Origin of the sequence: Corynebacterium sp. HMSC14B06 (genome assembly GCF_001807075.1) — a bacterium.
In the GTDB taxonomy this organism is placed as follows: Bacteria; Actinomycetota; Actinomycetes; order Mycobacteriales; family Mycobacteriaceae; genus Corynebacterium; species Corynebacterium jeikeium_D.
In genome coordinates, this window is the sequence record NZ_KV787395.1 from 67,838 (window position 1) to 85,732 (window position 17,895).

Consider the following 17,895-nt stretch of genomic DNA (forward strand, 5'->3'; position numbering starts at 1 on the left):
GATGTGTACTTATCGCTCCTCGTTGGTGTCCGGCTTGTCCTGCCAGGCGCTGTTGTCTTCGTTTCGCTTGACGACGCCGTCCTTATCCGAATCGTGCATCTGTGCCCCCTTGTCATCGGAATTGTCGGCGTTCTTCGGGTTTTCCGGACGTTCTGTGTGTTCCGGCTGCTCGTTATCCGGCAGGCGGAATCCGCGCAGCTCCTGCTGTTGTCCTGCCGACGGCATCACCGTAGTCGGGGTGGCATCGCTGCCAGAGTTGTCCTGGCGGTGACGTCCGCCCTGCCTGTCCCACGGCATCTTCGGAGGGGCAGGGATATTCGCGGGGCCGTTGCCACCGTTACTACCCGTACCGGTTGCCTTCGAGCCGAAGTCCGGCGCACCTGCCGGGTAGTTAGCAGTGCCCGGGTGCTGGCCACGCGCGTTGCCCTGGCCTTCCTGCGAACCCGGCTGGTTCTGCCCATCAGGGCGAGGAGTCGGCGCAGGCGCCGGTGCCGGTGCGGGAGCCGAACTGTGCGTGCTGCCGGTATCCTTCGGCGGCCAACCTGGAGCGGTCCAACCAGCCGGCGGTGGGGTGCCACCGTAAACCGGAACATTCGGTCGGTCCTGCTGGGCGCCCGGCAAACCCGGGACACTAGCATTACCGGCACCAGCGGAGCCTGCCGGCCCCTGACCATTGCCGTTGTTGCCCGCGTCCTGGTTCTCCGGTTCGCGGCGGCGCACCGGCGCGAAGATGTTGACACGCTTCGGCGGTTCCTCGCCGCGCTCGATTGCCAACTCCACCGGTGTCTTCACCGGCTCGCGGCCATCGGCCGGGTGCTTAGTGTCGCTATCGAAGAAGTTCAGGCGCTCACGGGGAACGACATCGGTGAAGATAACTTCCAGATCCGGACGACGCAGAGTCTCCTTCTCCAGCAGTTTCTCAGCCAGAACATCGAGAGTGTCGCGGTTTTCCTTCAAGATGGCGTAGGCCTCGTCATGAGCCTTATTGATCAGCAAACGAACCTGCTGATCAATGGTTGCTGCCACCTCCGGAGAGTAGTCCAAAGAGCCGCTGCCACCGCGGCCGACGAACGGGTCGCCCTGCTCCTCCCCGTACTTCACCGGGCCGAGCTCCGGCGACATGCCGTACTCGGTCACCATGGCGCGAGCAATCTTGGTGGCCTGCTCGATATCGGCAGAAGCACCGGTAGTCGGCAATCCGAACACCAGCTCCTCGGCAGCGCGACCACCCATGGCGAAGACCAGACGGGCAAAGAGCTCTGGCAGGTTATACATGCCCTTGTCGTCCTCGGGGACGGTCAGCGCATGTCCACCAGTGCGACCGCGAGCCAAGATGGTGACCTTGTAAACACGCTCAATGTCCTTCAGCGCCCACGCAGCCAGGGTGTGGCCACCCTCGTGGTAGGCGGTGACCTTCTTCTCCTGCTCGGAAATCACCTTGGAGGTACGGCGCGGACCGCCGATAACTCGGTCGACTGCCTCTTCCAACGCATCCGCAGTAATGATGTTGCCGTTGACGCGAGCAGTCAGCAGCGCAGCTTCATTCAGCACGTTCTGCAGATCAGCACCGCTCATACCGGCGGTGCGCTTCGCCAGCGACGTCAGATCCGCATCCGGCCCAAGCGGCTTGTTCCGGGCGTGGACCTTCAGAATTGCCTCGCGGCCCTTCAGGTCTGGTGCGCCCACCGGAATCTGTCGGTCAAAACGGCCCGGACGCAGCAGCGCCGGGTCGAGAATATCCGGACGGTTGGTCGCAGCCATGATGATCACACCCTGACGATCACCAAAACCATCCATCTCCACCAGCAGCTGGTTCAGGGTTTGCTCACGCTCATCATGGCCGCCGCCCATACCGGCACCACGCTGGCGACCGACGGCGTCAATCTCGTCGATGAAGATAATGCACGGGCTGTTTTCCTTGGCCTGATTAAACAGGTCACGGACACGAGAGGCACCGACACCGACGAACATTTCAACGAAGTCCGAACCCGAGATGGTGTAGAAAGGCACTCCTGCCTCACCAGCGACGGCGCGGGCCAGCAAGGTCTTACCGGTACCGGGAGGACCGTAGAGCAGAACACCACGCGGAATCTTCGCGCCGAGCTCTTCGTAGCGAGCTGGGTGCTGCAGGAAATCCCTAATCTCGTCGAGCTCCTGGACGGCCTCATCGGCACCAGCAACATCCTCGAACGTATTGGTCGGGGTCTCCTTGTTCAGCAGCTTGGCGCGGTTGCCACCAAAGCCGAACATGCCGTTCTTGCCGCCTTGCATGCGGCTGAAGAAGTACATGATGACGAAGAAGAAGATCACCATCGGCAGCAGGAAGCCCAAGGTGGACATCAGGAAGGAATCCTGCGTGACCTTGGTATCGAACTTCTCCATACCCTTGGCGGCGGTGACCTTGTCAAAGACTTGGTCGGTCGCACGCGCTGGGTACTTGGTCATCACCTTCGTGACGTCCTCAGTACCTTCGACCTCCACGCCCTTCTTCAGGGTGAGGCGAATTCGCTGTTCACGATCGTCAATCTGAGCTTCCGTGACATTGCCCTTATCCAACTGGGTCAGGGCAACGGACGTATCCACCTCGCGGTATTCCCGGGAATCATCCGCCAGCTGAGTAATAGCAAAGAGGATAATCAGGATGATGCCGGCAACGGTGGCAAACCGGAACACCTTTTTCTTGTCCATACAGTGGGTTCGCTTTTCGCTCTCTACATCTATTAGTTGCTTTTATTAATTGTACGCATCAACGAGTTCTTCTCGAAGACACATCAATGACACAACGTGGGGCCAGGGCTCATGGCACCTGACCCCACAGTAGGCATAACGCATCGCAACCGAAAAAAGTTTCCAACTCCTACTTTTCACAGCTAGAAGACAGCTAGAACTGCGGGAGGGTAAGCGCGCAATGCCCGTCGTCAAGCATCGGCACTGTGCAATAAGCGCCGAAGACAGACCTAGCCCTGGTAAACGCGCGGGTGAAGCGTGCCGACGTACGGCAAATCGCGGTAGCGCTCGGCGTAATCCAGGCCGTAACCGATGACGAACTCGTTCGGAATGTCGAAGCCAACATCCGCAACATCCAGGCTGGTGCGCACAGCCTCTGGCTTACGCAACAGCGTAATGACCTCCAGGGAGCGCGGATTACGGTTGCGCAGGTTCTTCATCAACCAGGACAGGGTCAGGCCGGAGTCAATGATGTCCTCGACAATCACGACATCGCGTCCCTCAATATCGCGATCCAGGTCCTTCAAAATACGCACCACGCCTGACGACGAGGTGGAGTTTCCGTAACTGGAAACCGCCATGAACTCCATCTGGCTGGGAATGCTGAGCTGACGAGCAAAGTCAGTCAGGAAGAACACCGCACCCTTGAGCACTGCGACCAGAATCAGATCGCTGTCGGCATCCTTGTACTTCTCATTCACACGATGCGCCATCTCGGCAATGCGAGCATGCAGCTCCTCTTCGCCAATGAGAACTGCCTCTACCTCATCGCCGTAGGGGTTTGCGGGGACGTTGAAATCCTTCACATCATGCATCGCATTTCCTTTCCGCACTTCTATGGCGGCGTGTCGATGGAGCGTAACTGCCCCAGTGCAAGTTCAGGGTTATGGCAACCGATTGTTCTCAGCCGCCGGAAGTTGGATTGCGGCACCCTTCTTAAGGCACCGCGGGACGATTCATTACCAATTGTAGAGTGCCATCTTTTCGCTCAACGACCAACCTGGCATTTCTGTCAGCACCATCGCGACCGCGGGTCACCGGCACTTCGCCCTGGCCGTGATAGCGGTGCACGAGCGCCATCACCATGTCGATCTGTTTACTGCTGGGCTCCGCACCCGCCTGCCGCAACCAACGTGCGAGGACACGCACCGCGATGGCGTCGTCAAGCTCAGCCACCCCTCGCACAGACAGGCTCCCGCTTGCCGACGCCTCTTCCTCCCCCAGCAGCGCATGCAGAGCCGAATCGGCGTGAGCGTCCAAAAAGTCATTGTCGACTGCTGCAATCGCCGCAGTCTTAGCGAGATTTTCCGCAACTCCCGGACCCAGCTCCTGCTCCAGCAGCGGCAAAATCGTCTTTCGAACCCGGACGCGGGCGTAATGGTCGTCATGGTTGTGCGGGTCGTGCCACACCTTCAAGCCCAGCTCTTCGCAGCAGAGCTGAGTATCTGAGCGTCGCACACCGAGCAGCGGGCGCAGAATCCGAGTCCCGTCAGACCACGTGAGGTTGTCGCGGATGGCGGACAGCGCTTGCGGACCGCCTCCCCTGGCCAGCCGCAGCAAAACTGTTTCCGCCTGGTCGTCCAAGGTGTGGGCGAGCATCAGCGCCGCACCTCGAGATTGGGCGACCTCCCGTAGCACTGCGTGTCGTGCCAAACGCGCCTCATATTCGGGACCACGGTCGGAATTGTTGTTGATATCGACCGCGATAACCTCGGCCGTAGCCCCCATCCCCCGAGCAATGTGGGCGGCGCGCTCGGCAACTTTTGCAGAGCCCTGCTGAAGCTGATGATTAACTACGACGGCGTGGACTTTGCGGCCGGCCAGCGCACCCTTGGGCCCGAGAGCTTCCGCACAGGCCCCGGCGGTCAGGGCCAGCGAATCCGCACCACCGGAAAGCCCAATGACGACACCGCTGCCCAATTCCTGCCCCACCTGCTGCACTATCGCGCGGACAGCTTGCCGAATGATGAGGAAATGAGGGCTGCGGTCCGGCCAAAAAGGTCTAGCCAACGCGCCCACCACTTGCGATGGTTTCCATCGCGGTAAGCAGAATTCGCTCCTGGGTCGGGCGCGCAATCAGTTGCACCGGCAACCCAGAGGTCGGTTCCACAACGATGCCAGCCGGGAATCCCAGGTAATTCCACGTCGAGACGTAGGGAGTGAAACGCAGATTGGACAGCAGGTTCACAATCCAGGGCATGCGATGCCACGCGCGGATTCGCGGTGGGTTCTTGGCCAGAGCCGGGGTAATCAAGATGGTGTCACCCGGTAGCTCACGCTCGATGCGAGCGCCATCGCGTGCCACTTGGCGGCCATTGATTGTGAAACGCAGCAAGCGACCAATGCCGGCGTGGACTCGATTGCGCCACTCCAGGTGATCAGGGCGCGGCTCGTCGCGAAGCTGATCCGCCACCCCCGCAGTCCAGCGCGCGAGCATCGGCAGTGGGTTCAGCGGGTACGGCATGTTCTTTTCCGAGACGGCAAAGCCCTTGTCCGCGAATACTCTCGCCGCCTGTTGCGCCGCATCGACGTACTCCGGTGCAGCCTTCAAACCGAATACGGGCGCAGTGGTGTCCACGCTGACGGCGAAGTTTTTAGGCAGGGTCTTCGCCGGATTCTCCGCATCCACCATGCCATTTGTGAGGATCTTGGTGATCAGGCGCAAGTCATCGTTATTGACTGTGAGCACCCCTTGGACAGACATTCCGTACCAGTCATTGCCGCCCACGCGCCCCGGCATTGTTCCCGGGGTCGCCTTCAGGGTCGAAAGCCCGCAGCACGCTGCAGGGATACGAAGTGACCCCATGCCGTCGTTGCCCTGCGCAAACGGAACCATCCCAGCGGCGACAGCTGCTGCGGATCCACCGGAGGACCCACCGGGAGTGTGCCCCGGCAGAATCGGATTGTCGACGGCCAGCCCCGGCAGCGTCGTCGTCCCCCACGTACAGAACTGCGGATTCACCGTAGTTCCCACCGCGATTGCACCGGCACTAGTCAACTGCTGGACAAACGGGTTCTCTAGAGCGGTGTTTTCCTTCAGCGCAAATGGCACACCTGCAAGCGGCAACTCCGAGAGTTTCTCGCTTTGCTCGAGTTCCCGCGCAGCCTGCAGAGCCCTATCCGCCCACACTTCGCGGAAGGCATGAATCCCTCCATCCAGTCTGGCGATAGCGTCGAGACTGCGCTGCACGCTGTCCACCGGGCTTAGCTTTCCCTCGCGGACCTGTGCGGCAATCTCGCGAACGGTTGGCAAGTTCCTAATCGCGGAAGTGTGAGAGGCCATTGCGGATTCATCTCCTCAAATTATTTTCAGCGGCAAATGAATCTCAGTTTAGATATCCGCAAGGGCGCTCGCTGCCTTATCGGCCGCAGCTCTTGCCGGCAACAGGCTCGCCTCGTTGGAAATCAGTGCGAACGTCAGCACCTGTCCCGACTTCGTCACCACATATCCCGCCAACGCCGAGGCTTTATTCAGCGTGCCCGTCTTCGCACGAACGATGCCCGCCCCGGACTGACCAGCAAAGCGCGTCGCCAGAGTGCCGGACACCGCCGCCACCGGCAGGCTATCCAACAGTGGGCGCAACCGCAACGCAGTGCTTTCCGACGACTCCTGCGACTCCTCCAGTCCCCCCTGCTCGGCCGATTCCACCGGACCCGCGGCCGAATTGAGCACCTCGGAGAGATGCTGCGGAGAAATACGGTTATCCGTGCTCAGGCCGCTGGAGTCTGACAGCACCGCGCCATCGAGAGGAAAACCGTGCTCCGCGAGAGTGTCACGCACGGCACGTGCGGCCCCCTCAAAGGTCGGCGGCAGACCGCGAGAGATAGCCACCTCACGGGCAATGGACTCGGCAAGCACGTTGTCGCTATAGTTCATCATCTCGTGCACACGGGTAACCAGCGGGGCCGACTGCACGAGCGCGACGAGGTCTGGATCCAGAGGCAGTGACTGACCATCCTTGGCCGCATCCTTCAAGCTGCCTCCGTTTTCCGCACCAAGCGCCTTCGCCAGTGCATCAGCGGCATCCGCAGCGGGCGTGGCGCTGCGCTGCGATTCTTCATTCGTCGGATCGATACGACCGGCATCCATCATCACCGACTCCACCGGGGCGATATAGCCGTCCTCCAGCCCCGCACGCTCCCAGGTCTCGTGGAAACTCTCAGTGAATAGAGAGTTATCGAGATAAACCTTGCCGACCCCCTCCGGAATGACCACGGAAATCTTTTTCGCCAACTCAGCGATCGAAGCCGAATCCTGGAAGAACCCTTCCCCGTCCTTGCTTAAGGTGGGGTCGCCCCCGCCGTGCAAAACGATGTCATCAGTCCCCGTGATCCGGGAGACACGGGTGGAAACCCGATGATCTTCACCTAAGTCCAACAGTGCGGCAGACGCAGTGAGAATCTTCATGCTGGACGCCGGCATGGCCACCGCGGTGTCATTGACCCCCCACAGCTTCTGGCCGGTCGAAGCATCGCTAACAATTCCATGCAGCTCACCGAAGGCTGGATCGGCCGCAGCAGCGCCCATGATGGCGCTGACTTTTTGGGCCAGAGCGCCGTCGTCAAGCGAAGACTGCGCCGCCGTCACAGGAGCAGAGACATGACTGACCACGGGCGGTGCATCGACAACAATCTGACGATTGTTATTGACGACAACCGCTACGCCGCTGCCCGCTGCGATAACGAGAACACCGGCGATGGCACCGCCGATTTTCAGTCCGCGCGATTTCTTGGATGTGCCGGATTTTACGGAACTGGGCGATTTTTGCGTGCCCTTAGCGGCGGTTTTGGAGCTGTCAGAGTCGGTACTACCCACGGTCACAAACACCTTCTTCCTGGAAACAAAACCTCACTTAAGGTGCACAAATAAACGGTTTTGAGCGGGTTTCGCATAAGATAGCCGTCAGAGAAGTGTACACCGATTATAAGGAGTCATCGCCGTGAGCGTTGAGGTCACTATTGAGATCCCGAAGGGTCAGCGCAACAAGTACGAAGTCGACCACGAGACCGGCAAGGTCTACCTCGACCGCTACCTGTTCACCCCAATGGCCTACCCGGCCGACTACGGCTTCATCGATGAAACCCTCGGCGAAGATGGCGACCCGTTGGACGCTCTCGTGATCCTGCCGGAGCCGGTTTTCCCGGGCGTTATTGTCAAGGCTCGTCCGCTCGGCGTTTTCAAGATGACCGACGAGGCCGGCGGCGACGACAAGCTGCTGTGCGTCCTGGATGATGTCCGCTTCGACCACTACCAGGACATCGATGATGTTTCCCAGTTCACCAAGGACGAGATTGAGCACTTCTTCGTCCACTACAAGGACCTGGAGCCGGGCAAGGAAGTTTCCGGTTCGGGCTGGGGCGACAAGGCTGAGGCTGAGCGCATCCTGACTGAGGCTATCGAGCGCCACAAGTAAGAGCCACAAGTAAGAATTGCGCTAGCCAACCTCCCTTCCTGGGGCTCGCACCTTTGACGCAGTTCCTGTGATTCAGCGCTACGGCCGTCGGAGTTTTCCTCCGGCGGCCTTTGTGCTTCCGGCGATAAGGCCAGATTGCGTATAGTGCGCACTATGGAAACCGTAAACGTATCTGAAGTACCCGAAGACGCACAGATCATTGATGTCCGCTCACAGATGGAGTGGGATGACGGCCACGCCACCGGCGCCGTTCACATCCCCATGGAAGAGATTCCGTCCCGCTACGGCGAGCTAGATTTGGATTCCGACATTTACCTGATGTGCCGCTCCGGTGGACGTGCCGCTCAGGTTTCTTCCTGGTTGGAGAAGAACGGTATCGACACCATCGTCATCACCGGCGGCATGATCGACTGGGAGCACTTCGGCCGCCCAATGGAGAAGGCCAACTAAATCAACTACAACTGCCCTGCCTACCTGCAGGGCAGTTTTTCTTTTATCTACCCACCCCAAAGCACCGACCTTCTAACAATCCGCAGGCAAACAGGGACATTATTAGTTGGCCATGTCCCATTATTGATGGTTCCCCAGATTGTCTAGTATGGGAAGTATGTCTGATTCATCCGTACTTTCCTCGGCGGACTCAGCCGACACCAGCGGTGGTGTGGCACCCGACGTAGACGCGAAGGTGCCTGCTGTCGACGCACAGAGCAGCACCAAGGCGAAGAAGGCTCGCAAGGGAGCGAAAGCGAAAAACAAGGCCAGCGCTAAGTCCAAGTGCAAGCCCGGCTCCGCAAGCGAACTCGCCGTCACACCGGCCGCCCTGCGCAAATCCGCGTCCTGGTGCCTGGCACAGCTCGATGCGGCTGTCCGCGCCAGTGTCAACGCGGCTCTGGGCCGCACTCAGATTGAGTCGATTTCCATCCGCGGGTATTGGGTTCTGGAGGCTATCGCCGATGGCGGCGACATGGCTCAAACCGAGCTGAGCGCGCTGCTCGGCATGGACCGCTCTGACATGGTTCGCCTGATTGACTCTCTGGAGTCGGCAAATCTAGTCGAACGCACCCGAGACTCCAAGGATCGACGCCGCCAGCTCATCGCGCTGACAGAAACGGGCAACACCACCCGCGCATCTCTGCGACGCTCACTCCGCAGAGCCGAACGCGCCGCCGTCGCCGAATGCGCACCCGAGGTACGCGCGCTGCTTGCATCGCTTGCCGACGACTCCGCTGCAAGCCCCGAAACCGATGCCGGCGCGAAGAACCCCGAGACCGCTACCCCAGAGGTCACGGCCACTGAGACAGACACCAAGGACATGGCGGAGAATAAGACGCAGGCGACGTCGTCAAGCGATGCCCCGCGTCCTAAACGTAAGAAATCGAAGAAGAAAAAGCGCAAGAAGAAGAATAAGAAGGGGTCTTCTAAGTGACAACCACTGAAGCGAAGTTCCTACGTGCTACGGAACAGCCGCTTGAGCGCACACTCATTGACATTGTCCGGGCGACCGCGCGAAGGTTCCCTGAGGCTGAGGCCATCGATGACGGCGAGGTTGTCGTCACGTATGCGGAATTGATCAACGAGATTGATTCCACAGCTACGTGGCTCTACGAACAGGGCATCCGTCGCGGCGACCGCATTGGTGTGCGGATGCCGTCGGGAAGCCGCGAGCTCTACCTGGCAATTTTGTCCATCATGGCTGCCGGTGCCGCCTACGTTCCGGTGGATGCGGACGACCCCGACGAGCGTGCAGAAATGGTCTTCGGCGAGGCCGGTATCGCCGGTTACTTCGATGCTGAAGGCCTACATTTGGCTGGCTCTACGGCGCGTAATCGCCCCCGCCCGCTGGACTCCGACACCGACTCCGACGAGGAAGAGACGGAACCGACGCCGCCGAACGCACGCGAGATCATCTCGCAGGAGCCCACTCCTGACGATGACTGCTGGATTATTTTCACCTCTGGCTCCACCGGTAAGCCCAAGGGCGTGGCGGTCACCCACCGCAGCGCCGCCGCTTTTGTCGATGCGGAGGCCCGCTGGTTCTTGGCCAACCACCCGGAAGGGCCGCTCGGCCCGGACGACCGCGTTCTCGCCGGCCTGTCCGTCGCCTTCGACGCCTCCTGTGAGGAAATGTGGCTGGCCTGGCGAAATGGCGCCTGCCTGGTGCCGGCCCCACGTTCGCTGGTGCGCTCCGGTGTAGACCTGGGCCCATGGCTGATTTCCCGCCACATCACGGCCGTTTCCACGGTCCCAACACTGGCCGGCCTGTGGCCCGCTGAAGCACTCGACAGCGTGCGCCTACTCATCGTCGGTGGCGAAGCCTGCCCGCAAGAGCTGGTCGAGCGCCTGTCCACCCCTGAGCGCGAGATGTGGAACACCTACGGCCCCACCGAGGCCACCGTCGTGGCCTCCGGCATCGAGCTGAAGCCTGGCAAGCCCGTGACCATTGGTTTTCCTCTGGACGGCTGGGACCTCACCGTTATCGACGAGGAGGGCAACCCCGTCCCACCGGGCACGAAGGGTGAGCTAGTCATCGGCGGTGTGGGACTCGCGCGCTACTTGGATCCGGAGAAGGACGCCGAGAAGTACGCGCCGCTGCCAGCCCTGGGCTGGGAGCGCGCGTACCGCACCGGCGACCACGTCATCATGGATGAGGGCGGACTGTACTTCACCGGCCGCGTCGACGATCAGGTGAAAATCGGCGGGCGCCGTATTGAGCTCGGCGAGGTCGAGGCGCACCTGGCTGCCCTCCCCGGCGCTACTCAGGCGACTGTCGTGGTGCAGAAGACCGGTGCTGGCGACTCCATCCTGGTCGGCTACGTCGGCGCCGGTGGCGACGCCGCAGCCATGGACTACGACAAGTGCATGGACACCCTCCGCGATGCCATGCCAGCCGCGATGGTGCCACGCCTGCACATCATGGATGAGCTGCCGGTTCGTACCTCCGGCAAGGTCGACAAGGCGGCGTTGCCGTGGCCACTGCCTGCGCGTGCGGGTGAGGGCGACGTCGACAAGCTGAGCCCTGTGGAGAAGTGGCTGTCCGATATCTGGGCGGACGTGCTGTCCGTACCTGCGCCCGGCGCGGCCTCGGACTTCTTTGCCCTGGGCGGCACGTCCCTGGCGGCGGCGAGCGTCATCGCGCGCATTCGTCAGCGCGCCCCGCAAGTCGCCGTGCGCGATCTCTACGACCACCCGCGCCTGGGCAATCTCGCCGAAGAGCTAGTCGCGCGCGGTTTCATCAGCGACGACATGCTTGCCGACGACGCCAGCGCCCCCACCGCTCACCTGGAAAAGGTGCCCGAGCCGACGCCTGTCTCCCGCAAGACCCGTTGGGCGCAGGTCGGCTTCATGGTGCCGCTGCAGTGGGCACGTGGTATGCGCTGGGTAACGTGGCTTGCGATTATCAACTGGGTTATCGGCGGGCCGCTGGCACTACCAGGCTGGTTGGTGGCCGTACTGGCCGTGTTGTTCCTGACCCCACTGGGGGTTATGCCCATCAACGCGGCGACGACACGCCTGCTCACGCGCAACATCACCCCGGGCGACTACCCGCGTGGCGGTTCGGTGCATCTGCGCCTATGGGCGGCTGAACGCCTGGCAGAGAGCTCCGGCGCCCACTCAGTGGCGGGCGCTCCGTTCGTGCTGTGGTATGCCCGCATGCTGGGTGCCCGCATTGGTAAGGGCGTGAATCTGCACGCGCTGCCGCCGGTGACGGGTCTGGTCAAACTGGATGATTACTGCTCGATCGAGCCGGAGGTAGACCTGTCCGGATACTGGGTCGATGGTGATGTCGTCCACGTCGGCGAGGTCACTATTGGCAAGCACGCCCGCATCGGTGCCCGTTCAACGCTGCTGCCCGGCGCGCGTATCGGCAATGACGCTCACATCGAGGCGGGTTCCACCGTCACCGGTGAAAAGAAGGTCAAGGCTGGTGCGCGCTGGTCGGGTTCCCCGGCTCGCAAGGTCGGCCGGTCCAAGCACCGCTTCCCGGAGGAAGTCCCGCCGGCGCGTCGCCACTGGGTGGCTATCTACGGTCTTACCGCGGTGTTACTGACGCTGGTGCCGCTGTCCGCTGCGGTCGCGATGGCTGCTGTCATCGGTTGGGGCACGGGACTTATCGACGGCACCACCGAGCTAACCACCTCGAATCTCTGGCCAACGCTGGGCAGCGCCGTGCTGTGGGCTATTCCCGCCACCTTCGTCGGTGTTGCGGTGTATGCCCTGCTGACGCTGATTCTCGTGCGCCTGTTCAGCATCGGCCTGAAGTCGGGAGTGTTCCCGGTGCGTTCGCGCGTGGGTTGGCAGTCCTGGGCGACAATTCGCCTGATGGACGCTGCTCGTCATGACTTGTTCTTCATCTACGCCTCCATGCTGACTCCACTGTGGCTGCGTGCGCTGGGTGCCCAGATTGGTCGCGACAGCGAGGTCTCCACCGCGATTGGTATTCCGAAGTTCTTGCACGTCAAGGACGAGTCCTTCTTGGCTGACGACACCATGGTCGGCAGCTACGAGCTCGGCGGCGGTTGGCTGCTGGTGGGCGACTCCCGCATCGGCAAGCGCGCCTTCCTGGGCAACTCCGGCATCACGCTTCCAGAACGCAAGCTGGCGAAGAACTCGCTGGTGGCCGTGCTGTCCTCTACCCCGAAGAAGACCAAGTCCGGCTCCAACTGGTGGGGTTCGCCGCCAGAGCGCATGCGCCGCGTGGGCACCGTCTCCAGCGATGAGTCGGCGCAGACCTACCGTCCGACTACGGGATTGAAGGTCGCCCGCGGCATCGTCGAGACACTGCGCGTCCTGGCACCGATGGTCTCTCTCATGTTGGCTACGGTCACGCTGTTTATCTTGCAGGCCCTTGGCATGTTCACCGCGGAGTTGGTCACTGCAGGTGGCGTTGGCGCTGCCCTGCTCGGCCTGCTGGTCGCGTGGCTGCTCTCCCCTGCCGTGCTACTGATTGTTGGTGTGCTGGGGCTGCTCATCACGGTCGTGGCCAAGTGGGTGTGCGTCGGCAAGCACAAGCCCGGTGATCACCCACTGTGGAGCAAGTTCGTCTGGCTCAATGAGCTGCAGGATGCATTCGTCGAAATGGTTGCCGCACCGTGGTACCTGAACCCGGCGATGGCCACCGGCGGTATCGCACGCGCGATGCGTCTGCTCGGCGCGAACGTTGGCCACGGGGTGTGGCTGGAGACGTACTGGCTGCCCGAGACCGACCTTGTCAAAATCGAGCGGGGCGCTTCTGTCGGCCGTGGTTGTGTCGTTCAGACGCACCTGTTCACCGACCGCGTGATGACGCTCGACACCGTCCACATCGGACACGGCTCCGTCCTAGGACCGCACTCAGTCGCACTGCCGGCATCTGTGCTTGACGACGGCTGCCGCGTCGAACCCGGTTCTCTCGTCATGCGCGGTGACCATGTTCCTGCGCACACCTCCTGGCGAGGTAACCCAATTGAGCCAGTGGTGGCCAAGAAGTAGCCCGGATTGAGTGGGGGGCTTAGGTAGGAGCCTGGTAGGCACAACGGGCTGCAAATGTGAAACTGTGAGAGTTTATGACACTTTCAAGCCATTTTTCGGACAATTTTTGCTATAAACGCGGTCAGTAACTCCATTGGCCCGCTGCCAGCCATAACCGAGGTCACTAACTCGCATTGGGGCTAAGTAGGGCTAAGTAGCAAAAGGTGCCCACCCGGCGACACGCCGAGCGGACACACTTTTTGCTACTTAACCCACTATTTATTTTGCGGCTATGCAGTTCGCGACTTACTCTGCTAGCTGCAACCGAGCCTGCTGAGCTGCGGCTACCAATACTTTCAGTGAAGCCGTAACCTCTTCCCAACCTCGGGTCTTTAGACCACAGTCCGGATTAATCCACAGCAGGTTGGGGTCAACGCTTTCAAGCGCATCTTCCACGAGCTGGTTGACTTCTCCGTCCGTCGGCACGCGAGGCGAGTGGATGTCCCAGACACCTGGACCAATCCCGCGAACGTATCCCTCATCTTTCAGCGCTGCGAGCACCTGCATACCGTTGCGAGCTGCTTCGATGGACGTGACATCGGCGTTGAGATCATCGACGGTGTCGATAAGCTCATTGAAGTCCGAGTAGCACATATGCGTGTGAATCTGAATGTCGTCAGCCACACCAGAGGTAGCCAGACGGAAGGAACCTACGGCCCACTTCAGGTAGGCGGGCTGGTCCGCTTCATTCAGGGGCAGCAACTCGCGAATGGCTGGCTCATCGACCTGCACGATTTGCGCTCCAGCGGCCACGAGATCTGCAATCTCATCGCGCAAAACCAGCGCAACGTTATCCGCAGTGTCACCGATGGGCTGGTCATCACGGACAAACGACCATGCCAACATGGTCACCGGCCCGGTGAGCATTCCCTTGACGGGAAGGTCAGTCATGTTTGCCGCTGCCTTGTACCACTGCACCGTCATTGGCTCTGGCCTGGTGATATCACCGTAGAGAATCGGCGGCCGCACGCAGCGGGAACCATAGCTTTGGACCCAGCCATTGGCGGTCGCGAGGTAGCCGTCCAGCTGCTCCGAGAAGTACTGCACCATGTCATTGCGCTCAGGTTCGCCGTGAACGAGCACATCGAGTCCCAATTCTTCCTGCTGCTCAATGGAGCATCGAATTTCAGCGAGCATTGCTGATTCGTAGTCGACTGGGGTGAGCTCTCCCGCGCGCAACTGCGCACGTGCACGACGAATGCTATTGGTCTGCGGGAAGGAACCGATTGTGGTGGTCGGCAGCGGAGGCAGGTTAAGGGCCTCAGCCTGAGCCGCCTGGCGAGCTGCAAACGAGGAACGAGTCCGGTCGCTCTCCTCGATTGCTGCCAAAGCTTCACGAACTTCAGGCTTAACAATCCGCTTCGATTCTGCCCTTGATGCCAGTGCTGCCCGGGACTCCCTCAACGCCTTCAAATCCGCGGCATCGAGTTGGCGGTCATTCAACCTGGCATCAAGCGCCCTCGCCAAGAGGGTCACCTCGCCGATTTTCTCATCCCCGAAGGCCAGCCACTGCAGCACCTCGGCATCTTCTTCGCTCGGGTTTTCCGAGGCCAGGGAGTACGGGACGTGTAGCAGCGAACAGCTAGTCGACACCGCGATGGGGCCTCGGACTGCCAGCTTCTCCAGCGTCGCCAGGGCTGCATCCAAGTCGGTGCGCCACACATTACGCCCATCAACAATGCCCGCAACCAGCAGTTCCTTGCCGGTCCAATGCGGCAACTCAAAGCTACCTGCTACCAGGTCGCAACCAATGGCCTGCACGCCTGTGCCAGAAAGGGTTTCCAGCGCCTGATCACCATCACCAAAGTAGGTCTGCACCCACAACTTGGTATTCGCAGACTCCGCCACGCCGGCCAACTTCTCGTAGGCCTGGCGAGTCCTAGCAAGAGTCACTTCATCGAGGTCAGTGACCAATACTGGCTCATCGAGCTGAATCCACTCAAAGCCCTTATCCCCCAGTTGAGCGATGATTTCCGCGTACGCATCGGTCAACTTTTCCAATAGGCCAAGTGGGTTCGAATCATCGTCGGTACGCGACAGGCTCAAGTAGGTCACAGGACCAATCAAATGAGGGCGCAGCATGGTGGTGGCGCCATTGTTTAAGCTGCAGGAATCATCCAACCAGTCAGTGAGGTCAGAGGTAAATTCAGTATCGGCTGACAGCTCCGGAACAATGTAGTGGTAATTGGTGTCGAACCACTTGGTCATTGCGGATGCCGGTTGCGTCTTCGTACCGCGAGCGGCGGCGAAGTAGTGGTTGATCCATTCCGGTAGGTTGGAACCGTCCGTTTTCGGGACATTCTGGAAGCGGGCTGGAAGCACTCCGAGCAGCGCCGATGTATCCAGCATAGAGTCGTAGAACGAGCGCCCAATTGTCGGAACCGAGTCGATTCCTGCCTTCAGCGCTGCGCCAATGTAGCTATTGACAGTGTTGCGCGCCGTCGCGGCCAGCAGGCCGCCGGTCGCCGGGTCGCGCCAGTAGTTTTCCAGAGCTCTTTTGAGCTCACGATTACGCCCTATCCGCGGAATGCCCGCGAGGGTTGCGTGAATTGCCATGATCTCGTGATTTCCTCGTCAGTCGTGATCAGCATCGGGTATGAAATTGCACAACCGGCAGGCATTCGGACTTGTCATCACTGAAAAGATTGGTTATCAACGCGTCGGATAAACCAAAGCTCTGGCAGTGATGCTTACCGTTGCGGGACAGTTCCGGACTTGCACCGGGATTCCCCTGCATAACTCGAAGGCCTTATGCGCGCTAGGCTCAAAACACACCTTGCGCGGAAAACGTGCGATATGCAGCACTTTCCTTAATGAACACCTTCGAGGCGGCTGTGGATGTGAAGTATATCGCAATATACAAATATCTCATTCACTTAGCCCCCTCCCCGAGCCTTTGCTTTGATGCTCTCCTGCTGGGACCAAAGTGATTAAGCTCGTAGTCATAAAAGCTATTTATTCTACCTCTTTTCAAGGAGTGACCTCGAGTGACACAGGCTTCCGGACCTTCCCTGAGGGGCGCCAAGATTCCGTTCGATGGCCCGGTCCAGTCAGGCGTTGAACAGCCCGGCCAAGCACATCTCCGCCTCGTCGCATTCGATTTGAAGGACGGCATCGACGCAGCAGATTTGAAGGAACTGTTCTCCTCGCTTACCGACGTTGCCCGCCGCCTCACCCAAGGCCAGGACATCGAGGGGTATCTGGAACCGGAAATGGTTGCAGCCACTGCAAACCTGACTATCACAGCCGGTTTCGGTGAGCGCATCTTCGACGTCCTCGGCAAACCAGGGCGCAAGCCGGCTGGTCTGCACGATATCCCGTCATTCCAGCATGACATGCTCCGCCCTGAGTGGGGTCAGTCTGACTTCGCTCTGCAGTTGTGTGGTGATGACCTCGTCACCGTTTCGGCCGCGTCCCGTCTACTGGAAAAGAAGGCGGCTCCGTGGGCTCGCGTGAAGTGGTTCCAGAAGGGCTTTTCCTACGCCTGGGGTTCGCAGCCTCACGGCGCTACCCCACGCAACCCGCTGGGCCAGCTCGACGGCACCGTCAACCCGTCCACTCCGGAGGAATGGTCCGAACAGGTGTGGATTGACTCCAAGGACAAGGCGATTAACAACTCGTGCGTGATGGTTGTTCGCCGTATTGCGCTCGACTTGAACAATTGGGATGAGCTCAGCACCGACGATCGTTCCATCGTTATCGGTCGTGACTTCCACACCGGTGCTCCTCTTTCCGGCGGCAATGACGAGTTCGATGAAGAGGACATGGACGCCGTCGATGACCAGGGCGAGTACCTCATCCACCGCCAGTCTCACTTGGCGCTTTCCCGTGAGCAGGATGGTCAGCCTGACGACGCCCTGCGTCGCCGCGCCTATGCCTACGAAGACCAGCCCGGTGAGCCGGCCTTCCCGTTCGAAGGACCGAACGTTGGCCTGGTCTGGGTTGCATTCCAGAAGAACCCGGACAACCAATTCAGTGCAATCCAGGCCCGTTTGGATCGCGGCGATTTGCTCAATGAGTGGAACCGTCACATCGGCTCCGCTGTGTATTGGATCGCCCCTGGCACTACCCCTGATTCTTACTGGGGACAGGAGTTGATTGAGGGGTAGAGGCTGCAAGCTGGCGGCGAAAAACTGACTTGGCGGGCTAAGGCCTGACGGACTAAAAGCTGACGGGCTGCAAATGTGAAACTGACCTAGTTTATGACACTTTCGGGCCGGTAGGTTCAGGCGGTGAATGCATCACC

General features: G+C 60.4%; 11 protein-coding genes and 1 riboswitch. Of the genes, 5 read left to right on the forward strand and 6 right to left on the reverse strand.

Features of this window, described 5'->3' with window-relative positions; translation table 11 throughout:
• Positions 1-9: 9 nt before the first annotated feature.
• From ftsH to dacB, 5 genes are all read right to left on the reverse strand, one after another.
• On the reverse strand, positions 10-2,688 hold the full coding sequence (ftsH, locus tag HMPREF3130_RS08565) for an ATP-dependent zinc metalloprotease FtsH (protein WP_048731751.1): 2,679 nt from the start codon (positions 2,686-2,688) through the stop codon (positions 10-12).
• A 269-nt stretch (positions 2,689-2,957) separates the two neighbouring features.
• Positions 2,958-3,542, reverse strand: a complete 585-nt coding sequence (hpt, locus tag HMPREF3130_RS08570) for a hypoxanthine phosphoribosyltransferase (protein ID WP_005510094.1) — start codon at positions 3,540-3,542, stop codon at positions 2,958-2,960.
• 121 nt (positions 3,543-3,663) lie between these two features.
• Complete coding sequence (gene tilS, locus HMPREF3130_RS08575; RefSeq protein ID WP_224783774.1) at positions 3,664-4,737, reverse strand: tRNA lysidine(34) synthetase TilS; 1,074 nt, start codon at positions 4,735-4,737, stop codon at positions 3,664-3,666.
• The gene (locus tag HMPREF3130_RS08580) at positions 4,730-6,010 is read right to left on the reverse strand and encodes an amidase family protein (RefSeq protein ID WP_070429766.1); all 1,281 of its coding nucleotides are present in this window, start codon (positions 6,008-6,010) and stop codon (positions 4,730-4,732) included. Before HMPREF3130_RS08580 ends, tilS begins: the two co-directional genes overlap by 8 nt.
• Positions 6,011-6,058: 48 nt before the next feature.
• The gene (gene dacB, locus HMPREF3130_RS08585; protein WP_246815136.1) at positions 6,059-7,543 is read right to left on the reverse strand and encodes a D-alanyl-D-alanine carboxypeptidase/D-alanyl-D-alanine endopeptidase; all 1,485 of its coding nucleotides are present in this window, start codon (positions 7,541-7,543) and stop codon (positions 6,059-6,061) included.
• Positions 7,544-7,667: 124 nt separating this feature from the next.
• Between dacB and HMPREF3130_RS08590 the strand changes: the two genes are divergently transcribed.
• The 4 genes from HMPREF3130_RS08590 (at position 7,668) to HMPREF3130_RS08605 (ending at position 13,610) form a co-directional block, all read left to right on the forward strand.
• Positions 7,668-8,141, forward strand: coding sequence for an inorganic diphosphatase (locus HMPREF3130_RS08590; RefSeq protein WP_049194061.1), 474 nt, complete (start codon positions 7,668-7,670; stop codon positions 8,139-8,141).
• Between the two features lie 153 nt (positions 8,142-8,294).
• Entirely contained in the window at positions 8,295-8,591 is a 297-nt protein-coding gene (locus HMPREF3130_RS08595) for a rhodanese-like domain-containing protein (RefSeq protein ID WP_016421494.1), read from the forward strand.
• 157 nt (positions 8,592-8,748) lie between these two features.
• Entirely contained in the window at positions 8,749-9,567 is an 819-nt protein-coding gene (locus HMPREF3130_RS08600; RefSeq protein ID WP_070429768.1) for a MarR family winged helix-turn-helix transcriptional regulator, read from the forward strand.
• Positions 9,564-13,610: a Pls/PosA family non-ribosomal peptide synthetase gene (locus HMPREF3130_RS08605; RefSeq protein ID WP_070429769.1), complete on the forward strand. Its 4,047-nt coding sequence runs from the start codon at positions 9,564-9,566 to the stop codon at positions 13,608-13,610. The genes HMPREF3130_RS08600 and HMPREF3130_RS08605 overlap by 4 nt, the downstream gene beginning before the upstream one ends.
• 285 nt (positions 13,611-13,895) lie before the next feature.
• Here HMPREF3130_RS08605 and metE read toward each other — a convergent pair whose 3' ends face one another.
• Entirely contained in the window at positions 13,896-16,205 is a 2,310-nt protein-coding gene (metE, locus tag HMPREF3130_RS08610; protein ID WP_070429770.1) for a 5-methyltetrahydropteroyltriglutamate--homocysteine S-methyltransferase, read from the reverse strand.
• Between the two features lie 38 nt (positions 16,206-16,243).
• Positions 16,244-16,427: riboswitch (cobalamin riboswitch) on the reverse strand.
• Positions 16,428-16,636: 209 nt separating this feature from the next.
• Here metE and HMPREF3130_RS08615 point away from each other — a divergent pair.
• Positions 16,637-17,758, forward strand: a complete 1,122-nt coding sequence (locus HMPREF3130_RS08615; protein WP_049190646.1) for a Dyp-type peroxidase — start codon at positions 16,637-16,639, stop codon at positions 17,756-17,758.
• Positions 17,759-17,895 lie beyond the last annotated feature (137 nt).